Origin of the sequence: Streptomyces malaysiensis subsp. malaysiensis, from assembly GCF_040653035.1 — a bacterium.
Classification (GTDB): Bacteria; Actinomycetota; Actinomycetes; order Streptomycetales; family Streptomycetaceae; genus Streptomyces; species Streptomyces malaysiensis.
In genome coordinates this window covers 64956-90707 of sequence record NZ_JBEZNG010000032.1, presented here as the reverse complement: position 1 = coordinate 90707, position 25752 = coordinate 64956, and the positions used below count along the sequence as shown (strand labels likewise).

The following is a 25752-nucleotide window of genomic DNA, read 5'->3' as shown; positions in this document are numbered from 1 at the left end:
TGTGGTCGGTGGTAGGGCTTCCCTGGCTGTGGTCGGTGGTGCGGTTTCTCCGGCCGTGGTCGGTGGTAGGGCTTCCCTGGCTGTGGTCGGTGGTGCGGTTTCTCCGGCCGTGGTCGGTGGTAGGGCTTCCCTGGCTGTGGTCGGTGGTGCGGCTTCCCGGGCTGCGGTCGGTCGTGGGGCTTCCCGGGCTGTGGTCGGTGGTGCGGCTTCCCCGGTCGCGGTCCGTCGTAGGGCTTCCCCGGCCGCGGTCGGTGGTGCGGCTTCCCGGGCTGCGGTCGGTCGTGGGGCTTCCCGGGCTGTGGTCGGTGGTGCGGCTTCCCCGGTCGCGGTCCGCCGTAGGGCTTCCCCGGTCGTGGTCCGTTGTAGGGCTTCTCCGGTCGCGGTCCGCCGTGCGGCTTCTCCGGTCGCGGTCCGCCGTACGGCTTCCCCGGCCGTGGTCCGCCGTACGGCCTCACCGGCCGCGGTCGGTCGTGCGGCCTCACCGGCTGTCGTGGCCCGGTTCGTGGACCGGTTCGTCGCCCGGACGCCCTCACCCATGCTGCTCGCCCCGTTCTCCGCGGCCCGGTGGAATACCGGGCGGTAGCTTTCGTCGGAAAGTCTTCTACCGGCGGTTTTCCGGCCTCCGCAATCGGCGCCCGGCCCCCTTCGCGCCCACATCGCGGTTCACCTATCCGGGGCATGCGGCCATTCATCGGGCCTGGTCATCGGCTCGAGTGCGGCTCATTCGCGTCTTTGCGCGGGCCCGTCCCGACCTGTCCTCCGAAAGGGGACCAGCGGTCCTTTCCAGAAGGTTCGGGGAGGGGACGGGCGATCGTATGCTGGGGGCCTATCGGTCTCTGATGAAAGCGGCAGACATGCGCGTCTACGTCCCCCTGACCCTCTCCGGTCTCGCCGAGGCGTACAAGGAGGGCCAACTGGGGCCGGCGCCGTTGACCGCCTACGCGGTCACCCCCGCGCTCCGCGAGTGGTATCTGTCCGACGACATCGAGGAGCTGGAGTACGCGGCGCTGAGCCGGGCCGCGCAGGCGTCGCTGCGGCTGCTGGCCGTCGACCCGCGGGCGCCCCGCAGGCGGGCCGTGGTGGCCGTGGACGTGCCCGACGGGCAGGCGGTCGCCGACCCGGACCGGGGGCTGGACCAGTCCGCGCTCGGCGAGGTGCGGATCGAGGCCGCCATACCGCTGGCGAAGGCCGCCGCCGTGCACCTGGACGCCGATGACGCCGAGCGGGACATCTCCGCGGCCGCCGACGCGCTGGGCGCGGCGGACCTCGGGGACGACGACGCGCAGTTCACCGTGGACGGCGCCGAGGACCATGAGCTGCTCTGGTACGCCACCCAGGAGATCCCCAACCTCATCGAGTGATGCCCGTCGATGCCCGGCGTCCGACCCTCCGGGTACGGTCGTGGGATGGGGAAGAATCATGTGACGCATCTCGTCTGGGACTGGAACGGCACACTGCTCCACGACATCGACGCCGTGATCTCGGCGACGAACGCCTCGTTCCAGGAGATCGGGCTGCCGCCGATCACCCTCGAGCGCTATCGCGACCTGTACTGCGTCCCGGTGCCCCGCTTCTACGAGCGGCTCATGGGCCGGCTGCCCACCGACGCGGAGTGGGAGGTCATGGACGAGGCGTTCCACCGGCACTACTGGGCGCTGGCCGAGAGCGCCGGGCTGGCGATCGGCGCCCGGCGGCTGCTCACCGAGTGGCAGGAGGCGGGCCTCACCCAGTCGCTGTGCTCACTGGCCCCGCATGAGTATCTGCTTCCCCTGGTGCGGACGCATGGCATCGAGAGCCATTTCGTCCGGGTGGACGGCCGCGTCGGCCAGAGCAACGTCGGTAAGGCCGAGCAGATGATGCGCCATATCGCCGCGCTCGAAGGGGTGTCGCCGCGGCGGATGGTGGTGATCGGGGACGCCCTGGACGACGCGGTGGCGGCGCGGCACGTGGGGGCGCGGGCCGTGCTCTACACAGGCGGTTCGCACAGCCGGACCAGCCTGGAGGCGGCCGGGGTGCCGATCGTGGACACGCTCGAGGAGGCCGTGCAGAAGGCCGAGCGCATGGTCGACGAATGACCGACGAGTAAAGGGCCGGAGCCCGTCCCGGGCTCCGAGGCAGTCTGCCTCAGGCCCTTGCGGTGCTTCGTGCGCCCTCCCTCTCACGCCTCCGTACGCCCTCGCGGCAGCGTCCCCGCTCCCGTCACGCGCGGGCACCTCACCTCACGCCATCTCACACCACCGGCGCCTTGACCCGCAGCACCGCCAGGAACTCCCGCATCCACGCCGGATGGTCCGGCCACGCCCGCGACGAGATCAGCGTGCCGTCGACCACGACCTCCGCGTCCTGGTACTCCGCCCCCGCCGCCTGCATATCCGGCTCCAGCGCCGGATACGCGGTGACCCGCCGCCCGCTCAGACCGCCCACGGCCGCCGTCAGCAGCGGGCCGTGGCAGATCTGCGCCACCGGCTTGTCCGCGTCGAAGAACGCCTTGCAGATCTTGCGGAGCTCGGGGTCGTTGCGCAGGTACTCCGGGGCCCGGCCGCCGGGGATCACCAGGGCGGCGTACTGCCCGGGGTCGACCTCGGAGAAGGCGAGGTCGGCGGGGAGCGTATAGCCCGGCTTCTCGGTGTAGGTGTCGAAGCCCTCCTCGAAGTCGTGGACCACGAGCCGCAGCGTCTTGCGGCTCGGGGCCGCGATATGGACCTCGTACCCCTCCTCGCGCAGCCGCTGGTAGGGGTAGAGCACCTCCAGCGATTCGGCCGCGTCGCCGGTCACCAGCAGGATCTTCGCAGCCATGCCGCCCACCTCCAGGTCCACGGTTACCACCGTGCTTACCACCGTCCAGATCACGGTGCATCCGCGCCCGCGCTTTGCCAAGAGGGCGTGAGCGGCGCATCATCGCGGCGCGCGCGCCTCGCGGTCGCTGTCCATTTCGTCAAACTTCAGGGCCCGGTTTTGTACACGAACGGCTCATGACGACCCCCTGGGGAGGAGCGATAGCCTTACTGCGTGATCAGCGCGATAGTCCGTGAGGGCAATGAGGCCCTCGCTCCGCGCCCGGCGCCCCACGGGCCCCGGGCTCGAGCCGCCGCTGACCTGTGGCGTGTGGGGTCTTGGTCACTTACGGCCGAGTACGCCCCGGCCATTTCCCGATCCGGCATACCGTCGTTCACGACCGGATTTTTCGCGTCGCGGCGTCATGCCACCGCAATCGATGTCACGCAACGGCGCGCGACAGGAGCCAGAGGACATGCAGACCAAGCTGGACGAAGCCAAGGCCGAGTTGCTCGAACGGGCCGCGCGGGTAGCTGAGAACAGCCCTGCCGGGGGGCAACCGGTGCAGGGCCCAGGACCGGAAACCCTGACCGCATACCTCCAGCACTACTACCTGCACACGCCTCCGGAGGACCTCGCCGATCGCGACCCGGTCGATGTCTTCGGGGCGGCGCTCTCCCACTACCGGCTCGCCGAGGTGCGTCCTCAGGGCACGGCGAACGTCCGTGTGCACACGCCGACCGTCGAGGAGCACGGCTGGACGTGCAGCCACTCCGTGGTCGAAGTGGTCACGGACGATATGCCGTTTTTGGTCGATTCGGTCACCAATGAGCTCACCCGCCAGGGGCGCGGCATCCATGTCGTGATCCATCCACAGGTGATCGTGCGCCGTGACATCACCGGCAAGCTGATCGAGCTGCTGGATCTCCCCGCGAACGGCGCGACCCGGAAAGAGCTTCCGCATGACGCGGTCGTGGAGTCCTGGATCCATGTCGAAACCGATCGCGAGACCGACCGCGGCGATCTGAAGCAGATCACCGCCGATCTTCTGCGCGTCCTGTCCGATGTCCGCGAGGCCGTCGAGGACTGGGAGAAGATGCGCGAGTCCGCGCTGCGCATCGCCGAGGGCCTGCCGGAGGAGCCCAAGGCCGCCGAGGTCCGCCAGGAGGAGGTGGAGGAGGCCCGTGAGCTGCTGCGCTGGCTCGCGGACGACCACTTCACCTTCATCGGCTTCCGCGAGTACGAGCTGACGCAGGTCCCCACCGAGGCCGGTGGCGAGGAGGACGTGCTGACCGCGGTGCCCGGCACCGGCCTCGGCATCCTCCGCTCCGACCCGCAGCACAAGGACCCCGACCAGAGCCCCCAGGGGGGCTCCGGGACCCCGGTGTCGCCGTCCTTCAACCGGCTTCCGGCCGATGCCCGCGCCAAGGCGCGCGAGCGCAAGCTGCTGGTGCTCACCAAGGCCAACAGCCGCGCCACCGTCCACCGCCCCTCGTACCTCGACTACATCGGCGTGAAGAAGTTCGACGCCGAGGGCAATGTGATCGGTGAGCGCCGCTTCCTGGGGCTGTTCTCCTCCGCCGCGTACACCGAGTCGGTGCGCCGGGTCCCGGTCATCCGCCGCAAGGTCGACGAGGTGCTCGCGGGCGCGGGCGTCGCGGCCAACAGCCACGACGGCCGGGACCTGCTCCAGATCCTGGAGACCTATCCGCGCGATGAGCTGTTCCAGACCCCGGTCGACCAGCTCCGCTCGATCGTGACCAGCGTGCTCTACCTCCAGGAGCGCCGCCGGCTGCGGCTGTTCCTGCGCCAGGACGAGTACGGGCGCTACTACTCCGCGCTGGTCTACCTTCCGCGCGATCGTTTCACCACCGATGTGCGGCTGCGGCTGACCGACATCCTGCTGGAGGAGCTGAGCGGCCGCCCGCCGGTCGACTTCACCGCCCTGCACACCGAGTCGGTGCTCTCCCGGCTGCACTTCGTGGTCCGCGTCCAGCCGGGCACCGAGCTGCCCGATCTCACCGACGCCGATGTGGAGCGGATCGAGACCCGGCTGATCGAGGCCGCCCGCTCCTGGGCCGACGGCTTCGCCGAGGCGCTGGTCTCCGAGGTCGGCGAGGAGCGCGCCGCCGAGCTGCTCCGCCGCTATCAGCACGCCTTCCCCGAGGGGTACAAGGCGGACCACACCCCACGCGGCGCCGTCGCCGACCTCCAGCACCTGGAGCGGCTGAAGGGCGGCGAGAAGGACTTCGCGCTCAGCCTGTACGAGCCGGTGGGCGCGGCCCACGCCGAGCGCCGCTTCAAGATCTACCGGGCCGGGGCCCAGATCTCGCTGTCCGCGGTGCTCCCGGTGCTCAACACCCTGGGCGTCGAGGTGGTGGACGAGCGCCCGTACGAGCTGCGCTGCTCGGACCGGACCACCGCCTGGGTCTACGACTTCGGGCTGCGGCTGCCCCTGCGCGAGGGCGAGTCCCTCGCCGACGACGCCCGTGAGCGCTTCCAGAACGCGTTCGCCGCGGTGTGGACCGGTCTGGCCGAGAGCGACAACTTCAACCAGCTGGTGCTGGGCGCGGGTCTTGACTGGCGGCAGGCGATGGTGCTGCGGGCCTACGCCAAGTATCTGCGGCAGGCCGGGTCCACCTTCAGCCAGTCGTACATGGAGGACACCCTCCGTAACAATGTGCACACCACCCGGCTGCTGGTGTCCCTCTTCGAGGCGCGGATGTCGCCGGAGCGGCAGCGGGCGGGCCTGGAGCTGACCGACGCCCTGCTTGAGGAGCTGGACGCGGCGCTGGACCAGGTGGCCTCGCTGGACGAGGACCGCATCCTGCGCTCCTTCCTCACCCTGATCAAGGCCACTCTGCGGACCAATCACTTCCAGATGAACGGGGACGGCAAGCCGCACGAGTACCTGTCGATCAAGCTCGATCCGCAGGCCGTGCCGGATCTGCCCGCGCCCCGCCCGGCGTTCGAGATCTGGGTCTACTCGCCGCGCGTGGAGGGTGTGCATCTGCGGTTCGGCAAGGTCGCGCGCGGGGGCCTGCGCTGGTCCGACCGGCGTGAGGACTTCCGTACCGAGATCCTCGGCCTGGTCAAGGCGCAGATGGTGAAGAACACGGTCATCGTGCCGGTGGGCGCCAAGGGCGGCTTCGTCGGCAAGCGGCTGCCGGATCCGTCCGTCGACCGTGACGCCTGGATGGCCGAGGGCATCGCCTGCTACAAGACCTTCATCTCCGGTCTGCTCGACATCACCGACAACATGGTGGCCGGGCAGGTCGAGCCGCCCAAGGACGTGGTCCGCCACGACGGTGAGGACACCTATCTCGTCGTCGCCGCCGACAAGGGCACCGCCACCTTCTCCGACATCGCCAACGACGTGGCCCAGTCGTACGGCTTCTGGCTCGGGGACGCCTTCGCCTCCGGCGGCTCCGCCGGATACGACCACAAGGGCATGGGCATCACCGCCCGCGGCGCGTGGGAGTCGGTCAAGCGCCACTTCCGCGAGCTGGGCCATGACACCCAGACCCAGGACTTCACGGTCGTGGGCGTCGGCGACATGTCCGGCGATGTGTTCGGCAACGGGATGCTGCTGAGCGAGCACATCCGGCTGATCGCCGCCTTCGACCACCGGCATATCTTCCTGGACCCCAACCCGGACGCGGCCACCTCCTACGCCGAGCGCCGCCGCCTCTTCGAGCTGCCGCGCTCCTCGTGGGAGGACTACGACGCCGAGCTGCTGTCGGCGGGCGGTGGCATCCACCCCCGTAGGGCCAAGTCCATCCCGATCACCCCGCAGGTGCGGGCCGCGCTGGGCATCGAGAAGCGGGTCACCAAGATGACCCCGGCCGATCTGATGAAGACGATCCTCAAGGCCCCGGTGGACCTGCTGTGGAACGGCGGCATCGGCACCTACGTCAAGGCGTCCACCGAGTCGCACGGCGATGTCGGCGACAAGGCCAATGACGCGATCCGGGTGGACGGCCAGGATCTGCGGGTCAAGGTCGTCGGCGAGGGCGGCAACCTGGGCCTGACCCAGCTGGGCCGGATCGAGTTCGCCCTCAACGGCGGCCGGATCAACACCGACGCGATCGACAACAGCGCCGGTGTGGACACCTCCGACCATGAGGTGAACATCAAGATCCTGCTCAACGCCCTGGTCACCGAGGGAGACCTCACGGTCAAGCAGCGCAACAAGCTGCTCGCCGAGATGACCGACGAGGTCGGCGCGCTGGTGCTGCGCAACAACTACGCGCAGAACGTGGCCCTGGCCAACTCCGCCGCCCAGGCCCCCAGCCTGCTCCACGCCCACCAGCGGCTGATGCGCCGCCTGGGCCGGGAGGGCCGGCTGGACCGGGCGCTGGAGTTCCTGCCCACCGACCGCCAGATCCGTGAGCGGCTCTCATCCGGGCGCGGGCTGACCCAGCCCGAACTGGCCGTACTGCTCGCCTACGTCAAGATCACGGTGGCCGATGAGCTGATCGCCACCGGGCTGCCCGACGATCCGTACCTCCAGCGGCTGCTGCACGCGTACTTCCCGCAGGCGCTGCGCCAGCGGTTCCCCGAGCACATCGACGGCCACGCCCTGCGGCGCGAGATCGTCACCACCGTGCTGGTCAACGACACCGTCAACAGCGCCGGTACGACCTTCCTGCACCGGATGCGGGAGGAGACCGGGGCCTCCACCGAGGAGGTCGTGCGCGCCCAGACCGCGGCCCGCGCGATCTTCGAGCTGAACCAGGTGTGGGACGAGGTCGAGGCGCTGGACACGGTCGTCGCCGCCGATATCCAGACCAGGATGCGGCTGCACTCGCGGCGGCTGGTCGAGCGCGGCACCCGCTGGCTGCTCAACAATCGGCCGCAGCCGCTGGCGCTCGACGAGACCATCGACTTCTTCGCGGAGCGGGTCGGCACGGTCCGGGCCCAGCTGCCCAAGCTGCTGCGCGGCTCCGACATCGAGTGGTACCAGCGGATCTACGACGAGCTGACCGGGGCGAACGTCCCGGAGGACCTGGCCACCCGGGTGGCGGGCTTCTCCTCGACCTTCCCGGCGCTGGACATCGTCGCCATCGCGGACCGCACCGGCAAGGAGCCGCTGTCGGTCGCCGAGGTCCACTACGACCTGGCCGACCGGCTGCGGATCAGCCAGCTGATGGACCGGATCATCGAACTGCCGCGCGCCGACCGGTGGCAGTCCATGGCCCGGGTCTCCATCCGCGAGGACCTGTACGCGGCCCAGGCCGCGCTGACCGCCGATGTGCTGTCGGTGGGCAACGGCGGCTTCACGCCCGAGCAGCGCTTCAAGGCGTGGGAGGAGAAGAACGCCGCGATCCTCCAGCGAGCCCGCACCACGCTCGATGAGATCCAGTCGTCGGAGACCTTCGACCTGGCCAATCTGTCGGTCGCGATGCGGACGATGCGGACGCTGCTGCGCACGCACATCTGACGCGCACCGCACGGCCTCCGCGCCCCCGGTGGACTTCATGTCCGCCGGGGGCGTTTGTCACCCGCTTGGGCGCCCCTCAATCGACCGAGCGGGCATACCGGGACGAACCCACCTAGCGTGGGTGGTCAGTGAGTGCTTCGCGCCTCGAACCGCCATCGCGTCCCGAGGAGCCTTATGCCCCGCTTCACCATCGTCATCGCCGCCTATCGCGTCCAGGGCTATCTGAGCGCCTGTCTGGACTCCGTGCTGACGCAGTCGTATCCGGATCTCGAGGTGGTCGCCGTCGACGACCGCTCACCGGACCACTGCGGCGCGATCATCGACGCGTACGCGGCGCGCGACAGCCGGGTCGTGCCCGTGCACCAGCGGGTCAACTCCGGTCCCGGCCGGGCACGTAACGCCGGTGTGGAGCGGGCGGGCGGGGACTATCTGCTCTTCCTGGACGGCGATGACACCCTCGCCCCGGGCACCCTCCAGGGTCTCGCCGACCGGCTCGCCCTCACCCATGACCCGGAGATCCTCTACTTCAACCACGTCCGCACCTACTGGTCGGAGCGCCGGGCCCCCAGTCTCTTCGGGGAGTTGCTGGCCTCCGCGGGGACCGATGTCTTCTCCGCCGTCGAACGCCCGGAATTCCTGCGGATCTTCGCGATGTCATCCAATCGCGTCTACCACCGGGGTTTCTACACCCGCCATGGCTTCGCGTTCAGCGAGGGCATCTACGAGGACGCCCTGCTCTCGTACAAGACGATGCTCACGGCCCGCCGAATAGCGTGTGTGGACCTGGTGGGTCTGGAATACCGGCAGCGGCGGGTCGGGGCCAGTACGGCGAGCCCCGGCGAGAAGCACTTCATCATCTTCCGGCAGTACGCCCGGCTCTTCGACTTCCTGGACGACCGCCCGCAGCTGGCTCCGCTGCGCCCGCTGCTCTTCGAACGGGCCGTATCGCATTTCCTGTTCTGCCTGGACCGGACCTCCCGGGTGGCGACGGCGGATCGGCCGCGCTTCTTCGCCCGGGCCGCCGAGTGGTACCGCGCCCATCTCCCGGCCGGGTTCACCCCGCCGGTCGAGGGCCGGTGGCGCTTCGAGGCGCTGGCGTCCGGCTCCTTCCTCCGCTACCGGGAGCGTGAACTGGCGATACGGGCGGCCGCCGGGGCCCGTAAGCTGCGCCGCACCGTCCGGCCGCCGCTGGCCGCCCGCGCCAAGGCGGGCCTGTACCGGCTGCACCGGCAGCGGCCGGTCGACCCCGAACTGGCCGTCTACTCCGCGTACTGGGGCCGTGGGGTGCTGTGCAATCCGGGGGCGATCTACTACAAGGCGCGGGAGCTGGCACCGGAGATACGGGGGGTGTGGGCGGTCAAGAAGTCGGAGATCGAATCCCTTCCCGAAGGCGTCGACTACGTCGTCACCGGCACCCGCGACTACTACCGCACCGTGGCCCGTGCGAAATACCTCATCAACAACGTCAACTTCCCCAATGAGGTGGTGAAACGGCCGGGCACGGTGCATGTGCAGACCTTCCACGGCACCCCGCTCAAATGCATGGGGCTCGACCAGCAGCGCTATCCCGCCGCCGCGGGAGGGATGAGCTTCGGCAATCTGCTCAGGCGCATCGACCGCTGGGACTTCGCCCTCTCCGCCAATCCGCACTCCAGCCAGATCTGGGAGCGGGTCTATCCCGCCGAGTACCGGCTGCTGGAGTACGGATATCCGCGCAATGACGTCTTCTTCACGGCTTCCGGGGACGATATCCGGCGTATTCGCGGGGAGTTGGGAATCCCGGCCGGGAACACCGCCCTTCTCTACGCGCCCACCCTCCGTGACTACCAGAAGGGGTTCACCCCCCGGCTGGATCTGGAGCGGCTCAGCCGTGAACTCGGCCCGCGGACCACGCTGTTGGTGCGGGCCCACTACTCCTACCGGCCGCAGGACGATCTGACCCGGCTCCAGGAGGCCGGACTGGTGATCGACGTCTCGCGCCACCGGTCGGTGGAGGAGCTGTGCCTGGCGGCCGACGCACTGATCACCGACTACTCGTCGATGATGTTCGACTACGCCCTGCTGGACCGCCCCGTCGTGATCTACGCCGACGACTGGGACATCTACCGGTCCTCCCGCGGCGTCTACTTCGACCTGCTCTCGGGGTCCCCCGGCGAGACCCCGGGTGCCGTCGCCCGCACCGAGCGGGAGCTGGTGGAGATCTTCCGCGAGGGCCGCTGGTGCGACGCGGACGCGACCGCGCTGCGCACCGCCTTCCGGGCCCGCTTCTGCCCGTTCGACGACGGCCACGCGGCCGAGCGGGTGGTACGGACCCTGATGCTCGGCCAGGACGAGACGGCCCTTCCCGTTCCGCCCGTGCCCCAGGTGCGGCCCTTGGCCGACAGCGCCCCGGCGGAGCCGCGCGGCGGCGGCGTCCTCACCGAATGATCCCCTGGCTGCCGGACGCCCCCGATCCGCCCCGTGGTCCCCGTCGCCGACCCGCCGAGTGACCCCCGAGCCGCCACACGTTCCCCGTCCCGGGTCCGCCGAGCCCGCCGAGTGACCCCGCCCCGTCGAGAGCCCGGAGTCAGGAGGCCGTCATGTCCGCTCTGTCCCGACCTCGTGTCAGTGTGATCATCCCCGCCTACAACGCCCTGCCGGAGCTGACCCGGGCCGTCACCTCCGCGATGGACCAGACCCTGGGCCAGGACCGGGTCGAGATCATCGCGGTGGACGACGGTTCGACCGACGGCACCGGCGAGGAGCTGGAGCGGCTGGCCCGCACCTGCCCCGCGCTCCATGTGATCCACCAGGAGAACTCCGGCTGCGCGGGCGTCCCCCGCAACACCGGACTGGACCACGCCCGGGGCGACTTCGTCTTCTTCCTCGACTCCGACGACTATCTCGGGCCGGACGCGCTGCGCCGCATGGTCGCCATGGCCGACGCCAACGGCACCGACATCGTGCTCGGCAAAATCGCCTCCGTGGGCGGACGGGCCGTGCCCCGGGCCGTCTTCCAGCACAACCAGCCCCGTACGGACGTCTTCTCCTCCCACGCCTATCTGACCCTGGGCCCGTGGAAGCTGTTCCGGCGCTCCCTCATCGAGCGGCTGCGACTGCGCTTCCCGCCCTACCGCAACTGCGAGGACAAGCCGTTCACCGCGGCCGCCTACCTCAACGCCTCCGGGATCTCCGTGGTCGCCGACTACGACTGCTACTACGTCCGCTACCGCGAGAACCGCAACAACCTCACCCTCACCGCTTCCGGTCTCGCCCACCGCATGGACGGCACCCGGCTGTGCTTCGAGACGGTGGCCCGCTATCTGGAGCCGGGCCCGCGCCGGGACCAGATCATGCGCCGCCATGTGGAGTGGGAGCTGTGCGGTCCGCTGCGCGCCCTGCTGCCCCGCGAGAGCGAGGAGGACGCGCGGGAGCGGTTCTTCCCGGAGTTCCGCCACTGGGCGACGACTTGGGTGACCGACGCCCTCTTCCAGCGGCTCGCCGCCCCCGACCGGCTGCTGGTCCATCTGCTGCGCGCCGACCGCTTCGACGATGTGCTGACCGTGGCCCGGAACGCCGAACAGGACGGGCGGCGCGGCCATCTCGTCGACAAGGGCCGGGTCTACTGGCTCCATCCGTATCTGCGGGACCACACCGCCGCCGTCCCCGACGTCTGCTTCGACGTGACCGACCAGCTGCCGGTCCAGCACCATCTGGAGGCGGCGAACTGGCAGGGCGGGGTGCTGCGGCTGGCCGGCCACGCCTATATCGAGGACGTGGACTCCCTCGACCCGGCCACCGAGATCGTGCTGCGCAAGTACCGGTCCGACCGCCCCGAGGTGCGGGTGCCCACCACGGCGTGTCTCTCCGCCCATCCGCTGCCCGGGGAGGGACGGCGGTACGAGATGGCGGGCTTCACCGCCGAGATCGACCCGGCCACCGCTGATGGAGGCGCCCCGCTGGAGCGGGGGCTGTGGAACATCCACCTGGACGTCCGCGCCCAGGGCGTGTGCCGCACGGTGCGGTTCGGCAACCGGCGCGAGGGCGGTGAGGTCACCCATCCGTCCCGGCGTGGCGTCACCACGTCCCAGGGGCGCGTGGTGGTGGTGCCGTACTTCACCCCGTACGGGAATCTCTCGCTCGACGTCGGCGAGGTGGCCCATCCCCTCGATCCGCCCTGCCAGGTGCTCCGGACCATCTGGCGCACCCGCAACACCCTGGTGGTCGGCGGGCGGCTGACCGAGGAGGCCATGCGGGACGGCGGGACGCTGCGGCTGCGCGCCGAGACGGGGACGGGCGCGGTGCACGAGCTGCTGGTGCGCTGTGAGCAGGGCGGCTCCTCGACCGTGTTCACCGCCCGGCTGCCGGTGGGCAGGCTGGGAGCGGGCTGCTGGACGCTGAAGCTGATCATGGACGGCCCGGACGAGGACACACCGCGCCGCACCGCGATCGTGCCGTACTTCGACCGGCTGGCCGCGACCCGCTGGCTCCGCTTCGGCTGCCGTCCGTACTACGCCAAACCGGTGGCCCTGGGCCCGGGGCGGGCCCTCTGCCTGGAGGTGGCCCCGATCAAGGTCGTCACGGGTGTGCGGCGACGGCTGTGGTCGTGACAGCGGCCTTCGTCCCAGGGCCGCCGCCGTGCCGGTCAGCTGTTGAGCCGCAGCCGGTTGCGCACCGCGGCGAGCAGCCGGACCGGGGCCACCCGCAGCTCCAGGGTGACCTCGCCGCGCCCCATGAGCGGCTTGGCGTAGTACGGACGGCCGCGGCGCACCCAGCGGGCGCCGGGCAGCCGGGCGGGCGGCGGTACGGGCGCGGCGGGCGCGGTGCGCCCCGGGGCCTGGTCGCCGGGGCCGACGACGGCGAGCGTCACCGTCCACCGGCCGCGGCCCAGGTCCCGCACCGGCAGCCGGGCGGTGAAGGCGCCCGCCGGATGCCCCGCGGCGAACCGCACCGGATGGTCCAGGACCCGTCCGTCGGTGTGCTCGGCGCGCAGCCGCAGCAGCCGCCCGCGCGCCGGGGTGCCGGGCGGCAGCAGCCGTCCGGCGACCACCAGGGTGCCCTTGTCCGACGGGTGCCACACCGCCTCGGTGACCTCGCAGGGCGCGCCCCGCGGGGCCGGGCCGATGTCCAGGGAGAGATTGCGGTACGGGCTGGTGAAGTACGGCGTGACCCGGGCCCGAAGCCCCGGCCCCGCGGCCACCACCCGGCGCGCGGTGCCGATGTCGAGGCCGTCGTCATGGCGGTTGCCGAACCGCACGGTGCGGCTGATGCCCTGGGCGCGGACGTCGAGGAAGACGTCCCAGACGCCGGGGCGCAGCGGGGTGCCGCCGTCGCCCGCGGCGATGTCCACGTCCGCCGCGAACTGGGCGGGGTCGTCCTCCGCCGTGGCCTCCACCGGGATCCGCACCTCGTCCCGGGCCTCGCGGCGGCGCAGCACCAGTTCGGCGCGGTCCTCCTCGGGGTCGGCCGCCAGCCCGTCGATGGCCGCCCGGCCGCGCACCCGCAGAGTGCTGCGGCCGTGCCAGCCGGCGCCCGCGAGGTGGTGGCGGACCGGCAGCCGGTCGGTGACGTCGAAGCAGGCGTCGGGGACCTCGGCGTCGGGGTCACGGAAGAACGGGTGGAGCCAGTAGACGCTGCCCTTCTCGACGAGATGGCCGCACCGGGCGTCCCGTTTGGCGTTGCGCACGACGGACAGCAGATCGTCGAAGCGGCCGGCGCGCAGCAGATGGACCATCAGCCGCTCGGGGGCGCTGAGGGTGGGGAAGAGCGCGTCGGAGCAGTGGGCCAGCGCCCATCGCCGCAGCTCGGGCAGGAACCGGTCGCGGGCCTCGGTCTCGTCCTCGCGCGCCAGCGCGCGCAGCGCCGGGCACAGCTCCCGCCGGATGTGGTGGCGCATGACCGTGTCGCGGCGGATGCCGGGCCGGGTGTGCCGGGCGGCGGTCTCGAACAGCGGCCGCATGGCCTCGACACGGTCGGCCAGCCCCGGGGAGGCGCGGCCAGGGCCCAGGTGGTAGCAGTCGTAGTCGGCGACGACGGAGATCCCGGAGGCGTTGAGATAGGCGGCCGCGGTGAAGGGCTTGCCCTCGCCGTGGTGGAGGTGGGCGGGGAAGCGCAGTCGGAGCCGTTCGATCAGGGAACGGCGGAAGAGCTTGCAGGGCTCCAGGGTGGCGTAGGCGTGGCAGCTGTGGGCGTCGGTGCGCAGCTGGTTGTGGCGGAAGACCGCCTTGGGCACGCCGCGTCCGTCCGCGGAGACCATCTTGCCCAGGACCACATCGGTGCCGTTCTGGTCGGCCATCGCGACCATGCGGCGCAGCGCGTCGGGCGCCAGGCGGGCGTCGGCGTCCAGGAAGAAGACGAAGTCGCCGGTGGCGTGGGCCAGTCCGGTGTTGCGGGGTCCGCCGGCGCCGCCGCGGCAGGGGTGGGCGTTGCGCACGACATGGAGCGAGGGGCAGCCGGCGGCGAGCCGGTCCAGCTCCTCCGCGGTGCCGTCGGCCGATCCGTCGTCGACGGCGATGATGTCGAGGCGGCTGAGCCCGAGGGTCTGCTCCATGGCGGAGGTGACGGCCCGGGTGATCCCGGGCATGGCGTCACGGGCGGGGACGATCACACTGACACGGGGAGGCGGGCCGGGGCGGTGATTGCGCGGCATGCTGGCTCCGGGGGGTGCGGGGGGCTCAGGAGGCGTCGGAGGGGGGCTCCTGTGGACGGGGCCTGGGGTGGAAGCTCATGGTGCGGGCCTGGGGTGAGGTCTTGGTGTGGGATGTGCTGCTACCGGGTGACGTAGATGTGGGGTGTCGTGCGACCGGGTGCGTATGGTGCTACGGGCGCATCCGGGGTGTCTCGTTAGCGGGCTCGTTAGCGGGTGACGGACCAGCGTCCGGCGCCGGGCGGCGGGGCCGTGTGGAGGTCACGCAGCCGGACGACCGCCTCGCCCTTCTCGGCGAGCGCGTCGACGGCGTCGGTGAAGCGCTGGATGGACGGTGGTGTGGCGGGGCCGAGGAGAAACTCCTTCACCTCGTGGCGGGCGGTGCGCAGCTCGTCGAGGCACGGGTCGAAGAGCGGGCGCAGGAGGTTGTGCACTCCTGATGCCCCGGGACCGAGCAGATAGGCCGCCCTTGCCATGACGTTCTGCCGCCGGAATTCCTCCTCGCCGAGCCCTGCCGGGGTGATGAGGGCGTACGGCTTGAGGGTGGCGAGGAAGTCGCCGACCACCTCGGAGAGGTCGCCGATCAGCAGATCGGCCTGGTCGAAGCAGGAGTGGAGGCAGGGCGCGTCCCCCTCGACCACCTGGTGCAGCCAGGGCGGTGAGGCCGCCCAGTGGGCCTGGTGCCACTCCCGGCGCAGCCCCTCGGCCTCGGTGAGCAGGGCCGGATCGGGTGCGGCGCGATCCCTGGTGAGCATGGCCTCGTCGGCGTCCGCCCGGCGCAGCCGCGCGTCCAGCGCGGCGATGCGCTTGGTCAGTTCGGCGCGGCTGCGGGCGGCCTCGGTGCGCGGCGCCTCGGTGTCGTCGGGCTCCCCGGCGAGGGCGTCCGCGGCGCGCCGCTCGTTGGCGGCGTGGATCAGGGCGACGATACGGCGGTGGGCGGCGCGGGCCTCGGGGGAGCGGTGGCCGGTGGGGGGATGCGGCCGGTAGAGCAGCCGGACGGGGCGTTCGCTCTCCAGCAGCGCCCGTACGATCGGCTCACCCGACGCGGCGTCACCGGTGGGCGCGTACAGCACGGTGGGCAGGGGCGCGGGGGTGTGGCCGGTTCCGGCGGTGCGCAGGCCGTCGAGCTGGGGGCGGCCGATCTTGACGATGTCGGCGTCCTCGACGCCGACGGCGGCCTGGACATGGCGCCGACGGCCCGCCTCGCCCGCGACCCACACCTGGTCGTAGACCTTGCTGTACGGATCGACGGCGGCGGACTCGTCGCCGTCGCCGGGGGCCAGGAAGACATGCTGCATGGTGGGGATGCGCAGGAGGTGGATGTTCCGCCCGGTGTTGGCGGGGTAGAGCGCGACCCGCACCCCGCCCAGGTCCAGCTGCGACAGATGGGCGGCGCTCGGCACGCACAACACCGGCAGCGGGGTCGGCTCCAGGGCCTCCAGCAGTTCCCGTTCGCGCACGATGACCAGCGACGGGGTGGGCAGCGCGGCCACCGGCCCGAGCCATCTGGCCACCTGGTGGGCGCGGTCGCGCGGACCGGAGAAGTACAGCACCGTGCGGGGCCGGTGCCGGATCAGCCAGGCGTCGACCTCGGCCAGCACCTCGGCGGGGCCGGGCAGTCGGCGGGTGGCCCGGACCAGGTATGGAACCAGCGCCACCACCGTGATCAGGCAGGATCCGGCGGCCAGGGTGAGCGCCGCCACCACCCAGCGGGCGTCGCCGGTCGTCAGCGACGCGGTGAGCCCGAGCAGGGCGGACAGCTCGTAGACCAGGATCCGCTGACCGGGCCATTCGGTGAGTCTGCGGGGCGGCCGGTCGCTGATGTCCAGCCGGCGCAGATCGATGTTGCGGGCCGCGACCGCGAGGGCGCGGCGCCGCCGGATGAGCGTGGTGAGCGCGGCGTGCAGGGCCTGCCCGGCCAGCAGGCACAGCACCAGCGTCATGGCCGCGGCCAGTCCGATGGGGCCGGTGACATGGAGCCGGCCGAGCAGCAGGAGCAGCAATACGCAGCGGAACTCGAAGCGTGATGTGGCACCCATATGGAGCCGCCCCAGACGGGCCATCAGCCCCGGTGCGGTGCGGTGCAGCAACAGCTCACAGCCGCAGCCGGCCAGCCCGGCCCCGGCGAAGACCCCTCCGGCCCCGGTGAGCGCCGCCACCGCCATGGTCACCAGACACCCGGTCAGCGCGGCGAAGGCCACGAGACCGCGGGGGCTTTCGATACCGAGGCGGTTCATGACGCGTGCCCTTCGCGGCGGATGAGTCGTTCTGACTGCACACTGTAGGCGAATAGTCGTACTTATGCCTTTTGTTGTCGTTCGGTGCGGATGGGGTGAGTGGGCGCGTGAGAGGGCGCGTGGGCGTGGGCGCGCGGAAGTGGGCGACCTCCGTGTCGAGGCGTGCGGTCTCCGTGCGGAGGCGGGCGACCTCCGTGTCGAGGCGTGCGGTCTCCGCGCGGAGGCGGGCGATCTCCGTCTGGAAGGGTGCGGTATCCGTCCGGAAGGATGCGATCTCTGCCCGGAAGGGTGCGATCTCCGTGCGGAAGCGGGCGATCTCCGTGCGGACGGCGGTCGTGGTACCGATGGCCGTCATGCTCTGGCTGGGTCTGTGGGGGCTGGACCGGGGCACGATGTGGCGCGACGAGTCGGCGACGTACCAGATGGCCCGGCGGACCCTCCCTCAGATCCGCGACGCGCTCGGCACGGTGGACGCCGTCCACGGGCTCTACTACGTCCTGATGCACCCGCTGCTGGCGCTGCACCCCTCCGAGGTGACCCTCCGTCTGCCGTCCGTACTGGCCGCCGTGGCCACCACCGCCCTCGTCGCCGCCCTGGGCTGCCGCCTGGCCCGGCCGCGAGTGGGCCTGTGGGCCGGACTGCTCTACGCGGCCACACCCGTGGTCACCCACTACGCCCAGGAGGGCCGCTCCTACGCACTGGTCGCGGCGGGCGCGGCCTGGGCGACGTATCTGCTGGTGCCCGCGGCCGGGGTTGGCCCGCGGACGGGCCGGGCTGACGGGTCCTTGTCGGGTTCGGCCTCTTTGACGAGCGGGTTTGCTGTGGAGGCCGACTGGGCGGACCGGCCTGCGCGGGGTCCGGCGTCGGTCGCGGGCCTGGCCGGGCGGGACGCGGGCCCGGGGCCGGGCACACGGGTCCGTTCGGCCGTATCGGTCCGCGGCGGTGTGCCCCGCCTGGCGCGGGCCGCCTCGGCGCCGGGCCGGAGGGGCCGCGTGACGGGGTGGCGGTGGGCGGCGTACGGGGGTGTGGTGGCCGTGACCGCGCTGCTGCACGTCTTCGCGGCACTTATGCTCGCCGCGCATGCCCTGACGCTGCTGATCTCACGCGCCCGGCGCCCGGTGTGGCAGGGCTGGGGGATCGCGGCGACCGGGGCGGTGGCGGCGGTGGTGCCGCTGGTGGTGGTGGCCCGGCGGCAGAGCGCGCAGCTCGCCTGGATGCGGCGCCCGACACCGGGTCGGCTGTGGGCGGTGGTCGAGGAGTTCGCGGGCCCCAGCGCGCTCGTCCTCGCCATCAACCTCCTGCTGATCACGCTCGCCCTGGCCCGCCCCCGGTGGCGGTCGCTCACCGCGGTGGCCCTGCCCCTGATCTGCGTTCCGCCCGTCCTCCTCTTCGCGCTCGCCCTCCACCGCCCCTGCTTCCACGAGCGCTATCTCCTCTTCACCCTCCCGGGCATCCCCCTGCTGGCCGCAGCGGGGGTGGACCGGCTGGTCGGGACGGTGGGGAGCCGGTGGGCGGTGGCGGTTGCGGGGCGCCAGGTCCGGACGGTGGTGGGTCGGCAAATCCGCGCGCTGGCGGTGGGGGTGGTGGGTCGACGGGTCCAGACGGTGGCCGCTCGGCTGCTCCCGGCGAAGGTGAGACGCCCCCGGGCGGCGTCGCGGCGTCGGGCCCCGTTGGGCATTGACGGGCTGGCCAGAGCCGTGGCCGCTCGACTGCCCGCCGTGGGGGTGGGCGCGCTGCCTGGGGCAGCGGCGGCGCGGCTGGTCCGGGCAGTGACGCGGCGTCGGGCCGCAGCGAGGGTGGACCGGTTTGCCGGTGTGGACGGGCTCGCCGGTGTGGTGGCCGATCGGCGCCGTGCCGTGGTGGGCAGGCGCCCGGCCGTGGTCGCCGTGGCGGCCGGGGTCCTCGCGGTCGGCTGCGCCTTCGTCTGGCAGTTTCCGCTGCACCAGTTGGAGCGGCAGCCGTTGAGCCGTCAGGACGATCTGGCGGCGCTGGCCGCGGCGGTGGGCCGACTCACCCGGCCGGGCGAACCGGTGCTGTACGACCCGCCCAAGGAACGGCGGATCGCGATCGCCTATCCGCGCCCCCTCGCCGAGCTGCGCGATATCGCGCTGGGCACCCCCGGCCCCGCCTCCGGCACGCTCTACGGGGTCGACGTCGGCCCCACCGAACTGCTGCGGCGGCTGGGCGGGGCTCGGTCGGCATGGCTGATCGCGGCCGATGAGCCGAGGGTGCGCCCGGTGAAGGCGGCCGTGCTGACCGGGCGCTTCCGACTGGCGTACTCGTTGTGCCTGCCCGGCATCCGGCTGGAGCACTATGTGCGGGCGGGGCCCGCGGGTTGAACCGATGCTCCCGGGGATGTGTCGCTGACCGGGCCCCGAGGGCGGGCACTGCTGCCAGAGGATTCCAGTGGTCGCCTGTGTGGCGGGCCGTTCCGGGGTTCGGGGCGGAGCCCCGGCGGGGGGCAGGGGGCGGAGCCCCCTGATTCGGGAAGGGGCGGGGTGGGGAAAGCCACCACTCGCCACCCGCCAGCGCGCAAGAGCCGAGCCCGTGCCCCCGGAACCGCCCCGCCTCCCGAGGGCCCGCGGGTCACCGCCGACCGAAAGCCCCGGGAGCCACCGCTGACTCGAGCCCCCGGGACCCACCGCTCACCTGAGCCCCGGCCGTCGCCCCTGGCCCAAGCTGCGGCCGTCACCGCTGACCCGAGCCCCCGGGACCCACCGCTCACCCGAGCCCCGGCCGTCACCCCCGCCCCAAGCCCCCGGGAGCCACCCCTGACCCAAGCCCCCCGGGGCCACCGTTGCCCCCGCCCTCACCCCCGTAGTGAGCCGCTCCCCGCGGCATGCGCACCCGGGGATCGTCGGGCCGGGACGACGGCGCGGCGGGCGAGGGCGGCCGCGCCCGCCAGTCGCAGCAGCCTCGTACGGGGGACCCGTGCCGCACCGCGCGGCGAGCGGTAGGGCGCGTTCCAGCCGTAGGGGAAGGACGCCTTGTCGGTGGTGATGATGTTGGTCGTCTCGTCGCACGCCAGGATCGCGATCAGCCACCGCCGCACCACCCGGTGGAACGCGGGGGTCAGCGGGCGCGGGGCCAGCAGCCAGTCGCGGCACTGGCCGCTCACCGCGGACCGGTAGGTGGTCTCGTCGTAGCGGTGCCAGGGCGCCTCCGGGGTGATCGGGTGGAGGCCGTAGTCCATGGCGGTCAGCGGCGCCAGGGCGGTCCGCAGCGCGTTGTGATCGGCGCCGGGCAGGAGTTCGCAGACGATCCACGGCCGGTGGCGGCGGATCGTGTCGTACGACCCGCGCAACACCGCGGCCTCGAGGGTCTCCACATCAATCTTGATCAGATGCGGGGCGAGGGCGCGCTCCGCGGTGAAGGCGTCGACCGTCGTGACCGGCACCTCGACCGACTCGGTGTGCCGGCGGTGGGCCGGGTTGAGCGAGTTGGAGGACTCCGACTTCAGGGAGAAGTACAGCTCGGCGGTGCCCGGTTCATCGGCAAGCGCGGTCTGCTGCACCTCGAAGCCGAGGCGGTTGCACTCCCGGATCCGGCGGCACAGCGCGGCCGTCTCCGGCGTCGGCTCGAACGCGATGGCCCGCGGCCCGCCGTTCCCGTACACCGCGCTGATCAGCGCCGAGTACAGCCCGATATGCGCGCCGATGTCGTACACCGCGCTGCCCTCGGGCGCCTGCTGGGCCAGGGCCAGCAGGGTGGCCTGGGTGGTCGGCTCGTAGCCCGCGAGCCCCGCGCGCCGCAACTGCCGCTGTACGGCGGTCTGTTTGCGGCTGAGCACATTGAGCGCCCGCGGATACGGCCCGCCCGCCTCGAGGACGTCCGGGTTCAGGGGAAGGGTGATGGCGAGGGGCATGGCTGCCGCGTCTCCTGTCGGGTGACGGCCCGCTCCAGCGGGCTGGGGAGGGGGAAGTAGGCATCGAGGAAGGGGCGGACCAACGCCAGTTGGTCCTCGAGGTCGTGCTCGGAGGAGACCGTGTCGTTGAGGCAGAACGCCTGGCAGTGGCGGGCCCGCAGCAGCTTGGCCAGCCGGGTGCGGATGGTGGGCTGGGCCAGGTCGAAGTAGTCGTAGCGCAGCTGGGCGGGGACCGCGCGCCCGGTCAGGAACGCGTAGTAGTGGTGGAGCGAGGACGGTACGGAGATGTCCGACGTGGACCGCACCCGGCTGGCCATGGTCGCGCGGACCGCGTCGGGGAACTCCTTCTCGATCTCGGCGAGGACGCTGATGCGCAGGGCGTGCGGGGTGTGCTTCATCTTCTGGGTGATGGCCGAGCCGAACCGTTCCTCCAGCAGCGTCCGGTTGTTCTTGCCCGCCGCCGACACGGGGACGTCGCCGGGGCCCACGGGGGTCAGCGGGATCAGCGCGCGGGACGGGAAGAACTTGGAGACGCCGTTGGCCAGGAAGAAGTCCTGCGGGGTGACCGGCGAGCCCAGGAAGACATCGTCGTTGAAGTAGAGGAAGTGCTCGGCGAGCCCGTCGATGTGGTGCAGCCGGGTCTCGATGGCGTGCGAGTTGAAGGTGGGCAGCACATCGGCGTCGTCGAAGATGTCGTGGTGGTCCACGACGGTGATCCCCGGGTGCGAGACGGCGAGCCAGTCGGGCACCTGACGGTCGGTCACCAGATAGATATGGCGCACCCAGGGGGCGTACATGTACAGCGAGCGCAGTGAGTAGCGCAGCTCGTCCCGGTTGGCGTAGCGGGCGGCGTTGGCCGCCTGGGCGTGATAGCCCTCGCCCGCGAGGGCCGCCCGGCGCCGCTGCCACTGCGGATCGGAGCCGTCGACCCAGGTGTAGACGACGTCGATGGGGAAGCGGACCTCGTCCGGCAGCCGGGTGAGGAACTCCGGGCGGGTGCGCACCAGCGGCCCCGGCTGCCAGCCGATGGCCGGGGCGAGCCGGGTGAACAGCTGGTCGGGGGCGCGGACCGGCTCGCCCACGAGCGGCACCGACCCGGTGGTGCGGTTGAAGCGCGGCGAGATCAGCACCCGTTCCCCGGCCTGGCCGCCCGGCTCCCAGAATTCGATGTCGCAGCCGTGCGCCGGGCCCAGGACCAGCCGTCCGCCCGGCCCGGCGTGAAAGCGGGTGAAGCGCACCACGGGGGCGGCGGCCAGCGGCCGCCAGGCCCGTCGCGTACCCCCGAACCGGGGCTGGCCCGCCGCCCGGCCACGCCGCGGGGGCTGCGAGACATAGCCGGCCTCCTCGGCGCACAGCGCGGACAGCGCCCGGACCACCTCCGCCCGCTGATCGGCCCGGACGCCCACGGCCGAGGCCACATTGCTGTAGCAGCGGATCACGAAGTGGTCGATCCGCGCCCGGTCCAGGGCCTCGCACACCAGCCGCAGATTCTCGGCGCGTGCGAACAGCGGGGTGGGGGAGGGGACCAGGGTCACCACATGGGCGCCGCGTCGGCCCGCGATCACCATCCGGTCGGCCCCCGCCAGCAGCCCCGCCCGGCGCAGCCGCCGCCGGGCCCGGCGCAGCCGCAGCGCGCCGGCGGCCGCCGACAGCCCGCCCACGCTCCGCATGGCCCACCTGCGCAACCCGGGACCGGTTACGGCCACGACCGCACGGCGCAGCGGCAGCGGGACCGTACGCCGGTATCCGCGCACCAGCGGCGGCGGGTCGGCGAGCCAGGGGCGGGGGGCGGCGGGCGGTGCGGTGAGGGGCATCGTGCGTCCTGGGTCGAGGCGTCGGGACGTCGGGAACGGGCGCGGTGGCCCGTGGCTCGGGGGCTGGGGCTAGTGGGGGCGGCTCCGATGGGGGAGTGGGACGGCGGGGTCGGCGGCGGGGCATGCCGGTGAGGCGGCGGGTGAGGGGTACGCCGGTGAGGCGGGGGGTTGGGCGTACGCAGGTGAGGTGGCGGGTGAGGCGACCGGTGAGGCCGCGGGTGGCGCGGCAGATGAGGTAGATGAGGCAGCAGGTGAAGCCGCGGGTGGCGCGGCAGGTGAAGTGGCCGGTGAGACGGATACGCCCCCGCCCCTCGGCGCCGTCCGGGCCTCGGCGGGCCGGTCGTGACCGGCACCAGCCGGAGCGGCGCGGACCGCGGCCGGAGCGGTGCGGATGGGCACCGCGGTGGTGCGGACGGGGGCCGGAGCGGTGCGGACGGCCGCGGGGGCGGGGCGGCGCTCGGCGAGCGGGACGACCGGCGGCAGCAGTTCATGGCGCTCGCCGAGGAAGACCCGGCGCACCACGCGTTCGGCCGTCCGCCCGTCGTCGTACGGACAGAAGCGGGCCCGGAACGCGGCGCGCAGCGCGGCCGAGCGCGGACCGCACCAGGCGCCCGTGGTGAAGAGGGCGATCAGCTCGTCCTCGGTGCGGGAGACCGGGCCGGGCGGGGCGGCGGTGATGTCGAAGTAGGTGCCGCGGGCGGCGCGATAGGCGTCCCAGTCGTCGGCGTGGATGACGATGGGGCGGTCGAGGTTGGCGTAGTCGAACATGATGGACGAGTAGTCCGTCAGCAGCGCGTCGGCCGCGAGGCACAGCTCCTCCACCCGCCCGTGCCCCGAGACATCGAGTACCCGCCCGCCGGAACTCACCATGTTCCCGATCCCGGCCTCGCCTCCGCCCCCGCCCTCGCCCGGCGTGTGGAAGTAGTGCGGCCTGACCAGCAGGGTGAACCCGGGGCCCAGCGCGCGGGCCACCCGCTCCGCGTCCAGCCGCGGCACGGAGCGGCGCTGGTAGTCGCGGTGGGTCGGGGCGTACAGCACGGCGACGCTGCCGGCGGGGATGCCGAACCGGGCGCGCAGCCGGGCCACATCGTCCTCGGTGGCGTGCTGGAAGACGTCGTCGCGCGGGGAGCCGTACGGCAGCGTGGTGTAGCCGGAGGGGTAGACCCGCTCCCAGACCAGGGTGGTGTGGCGGTTGGCGGAGAGGCTGTAGTCCCAGCGGTCCACCCGCTCCAGCAGTTCGCCGAAGTCCATACCGCGGGCGGCGGCCGGGCGGTCCCGCAGATCCAGGCCCATGTGCTTGAGCGGGGTGCCGTGGTGGGTCTGGAGATGGATCTGACCGGGCCGCTTCCGCATCCGGGGCGTGAAGTTGACGTTGTTGACGAGAAAACGGGCGCGGGCCAGCGCGGTCCAGTACGCGGCCGAGCCGGGGTGCAGCAGGCGCACCCCGGGCGGCAGGGTGTGCGCGTACTCGGAGGTGGTGATCCAGGCGGTGCGCAGCCCCGGCGCCAGCTCGCGGACCTTCGCCTCGATGGCCGCGGGATGGCAGGCGTAGCCCCGGTGCCAGTACGCGGCGAACACGGCGAGCCCGGGATCGAGGGGTCGGCACAGCTGCACCCGATAGTGCAGCCACAACGCGATCGCGCGCAGCCGGGCGTACCCCGCCAAGGCCAGGGCGAGGGCGCCCCGCCGCACCCGATCGGCGCCGCGCAGCAGATGGAACGCCCGCCGGGCGCCCAGCCGCAGCAGCAGACACCGCCATCGGGCACGGCCCGGCGGGGTGGCCGTGCCGTACGGCCGGTAGCGGCGGTGGTGCGCGCCCGCCCGGCGGAAGAACTCGGCCCGGGCCGCCACCGGCAGCCGGTCCGGCGCGGTGGCGATCACGCCGAGGTGGTCGAGCATCCGCTGGAACAGGGCAGGGCGCCAGTGGGCCAGCTCGGGCCGGGCGTCCAGGAACCGGAACACCCGGTCGTACTGGTCGAACACATCGAGGTGGTGACGGCTGGTGGTGCGCAGGATCCCGCCGCGCCGCCGCTGCCGGTAGTGGACGCACACCCGGTCCAGGACGGCGATGGACTCCGCGGTGAACAGCACCGGGAAGGTCCAGGGGGTGTCCTCGTAGAAGCCGGGCGGAAAGGTGAAGCCCTGCGCGCGGACGAAGTCCCGGCGGTACGCCTTGTTCCAGGCGACCATCAGCAGCCGCAACAGCTCCGGCCGCTGATCGAGCCGGAAGACCTGCCGGACGCCCTCGGGGTCCCCCTCCCGGAGCAACTCGGCCCGTACGTTCCGCACTGCCTCACCCGTCCAGTCCACCCGCGCGTAGTCGAAGACCAGCACCTGCGGCTCGCCGGTCCGCGCCAGCCGGTCGGCGATGGCGCGCAGCGAACCGGGGGCGAGGGTGTCATCGCCGTCGAGAAACACCAGATAGTCCCCGGTGGCCCGCCGGATCCCGGCGTTCCGGGCCCGCCCGAGCCCCGCGTTCTCCGCCAGGTGCACGGGCCGCACCCGCGGATCCCGCTCGGCGGCCTCATCGATGATCGCGCCACAGGCGTCCGGGGAGTGGTCATCGACCGCGATCAGCTCGAGGTCCGCGAAGTCCTGGTCCAGCACGGACCGCAGACAGTCACTCAGATACGGCTGGACCTCGTATGCGGGCACGATGACGCTGAACCGGGGCACGGCGCATCCCATCGGTCGACGCGGCACGGATGGTTTCTCACACCATCATCTGAACGCCCACCGGATGGAACGCCGCCATGGCGAAGCACCCTCCAAAAGCCCCCGTTCGGCCCAACCCCCGACCTCACCGGTGCCCGCCCACGCCATCCCGACCACCGGCGGGGGCGCGTCCTGGGGCCGCGACCCCTCATCTGGTCACGACGATGCAGGTCACGAGGACAGCCCGGGACCGGTCCCCGGCGTCGTCTTCCGCGCCGGGGTGATCTCCGCTATCCAGCTCGCCCAGTGGCCGATGGACCGCCGAGACGCGGTCCGGC

12 protein-coding genes are annotated in these 25752 nt (G+C 72.3%); 6 read left to right on the top strand and 6 right to left on the bottom strand.

The annotated features are described in order from the left end of the window. Positions 1-854: 854 nt before the first annotated feature. Entirely contained in the window at positions 855-1361 is a 507-nt protein-coding gene (locus AB0E24_RS39830) for a DUF6912 family protein (RefSeq protein ID WP_069863403.1), read from the top strand. Positions 1362-1406: 45 nt separating this feature from the next. After that, the gene (locus tag AB0E24_RS39825; RefSeq protein WP_079257875.1) at positions 1407-2075 is read left to right on the top strand and encodes an HAD family hydrolase; all 669 of its coding nucleotides are present in this window, start codon (positions 1407-1409) and stop codon (positions 2073-2075) included. 154 nt (positions 2076-2229) lie between these two features. On the opposite strand, the gene AB0E24_RS39820 is transcribed toward AB0E24_RS39825, so the two are convergent. Continuing rightward, entirely contained in the window at positions 2230-2796 is a 567-nt protein-coding gene (locus tag AB0E24_RS39820) for a DJ-1/PfpI family protein (protein WP_079260495.1), read from the bottom strand. 454 nt (positions 2797-3250) lie between these two features. On the opposite strand from AB0E24_RS39820, the gene AB0E24_RS39815 reads away from it, so the two are divergent. The 3 genes from AB0E24_RS39815 (at position 3251) to AB0E24_RS39805 (ending at position 12807) form a co-directional block, all read left to right on the top strand. Beyond that, positions 3251-8218 carry an NAD-glutamate dehydrogenase gene (locus AB0E24_RS39815; RefSeq protein ID WP_069863407.1) on the top strand — a complete coding sequence of 1656 codons (4968 nt, stop codon included), beginning with the start codon at positions 3251-3253 and terminating at the stop codon, positions 8216-8218. A gap of 174 nt (positions 8219-8392) precedes the next feature. Next, positions 8393-10645, top strand: a complete 2253-nt coding sequence (locus AB0E24_RS39810; RefSeq protein WP_359384498.1) for a bifunctional glycosyltransferase/CDP-glycerol:glycerophosphate glycerophosphotransferase — start codon at positions 8393-8395, stop codon at positions 10643-10645. A 152-nt stretch (positions 10646-10797) separates the two neighbouring features. Next, on the top strand, positions 10798-12807 hold the full coding sequence (locus AB0E24_RS39805) for a glycosyltransferase family 2 protein (RefSeq protein WP_359384496.1): 2010 nt from the start codon (positions 10798-10800) through the stop codon (positions 12805-12807). Positions 12808-12842: 35 nt separating this feature from the next. Here the strand turns inward: AB0E24_RS39805 and AB0E24_RS39800 are convergent, their stop codons facing one another. Both AB0E24_RS39800 and AB0E24_RS39795 read right to left on the bottom strand, forming a co-directional pair. Next, positions 12843-14846, bottom strand: a complete 2004-nt coding sequence (locus AB0E24_RS39800) for a glycosyltransferase (protein WP_359384494.1) — start codon at positions 14844-14846, stop codon at positions 12843-12845. 206 nt (positions 14847-15052) lie between these two features. Continuing rightward, the gene (locus AB0E24_RS39795; RefSeq protein WP_359384492.1) at positions 15053-17080 is read right to left on the bottom strand and encodes a hypothetical protein; all 2028 of its coding nucleotides are present in this window, start codon (positions 17078-17080) and stop codon (positions 15053-15055) included. A 344-nt stretch (positions 17081-17424) separates the two neighbouring features. On the opposite strand from AB0E24_RS39795, the gene AB0E24_RS39790 reads away from it, so the two are divergent. Beyond that, entirely contained in the window at positions 17425-19419 is a 1995-nt protein-coding gene (locus tag AB0E24_RS39790; RefSeq protein ID WP_359384515.1) for a glycosyltransferase family protein, read from the top strand. 470 nt (positions 19420-19889) lie between these two features. Here the strand turns inward: AB0E24_RS39790 and AB0E24_RS39785 are convergent, their stop codons facing one another. The 3 genes from AB0E24_RS39785 to AB0E24_RS39775 form a co-directional block, all read right to left on the bottom strand. Continuing rightward, entirely contained in the window at positions 19890-20945 is a 1056-nt protein-coding gene (locus AB0E24_RS39785) for an FkbM family methyltransferase (protein ID WP_093707071.1), read from the bottom strand. Beyond that, positions 20918-22759 carry a stealth family protein gene (locus AB0E24_RS39780; protein ID WP_359384490.1) on the bottom strand — a complete coding sequence of 614 codons (1842 nt, stop codon included), beginning with the start codon at positions 22757-22759 and terminating at the stop codon, positions 20918-20920. Before AB0E24_RS39780 ends, AB0E24_RS39785 begins: the two co-directional genes overlap by 28 nt. A 69-nt stretch (positions 22760-22828) precedes the next feature. Then, on the bottom strand, positions 22829-25435 hold the full coding sequence (locus AB0E24_RS39775) for a bifunctional glycosyltransferase/CDP-glycerol:glycerophosphate glycerophosphotransferase (protein ID WP_359384488.1): 2607 nt from the start codon (positions 25433-25435) through the stop codon (positions 22829-22831). Positions 25436-25752 lie beyond the last annotated feature (317 nt).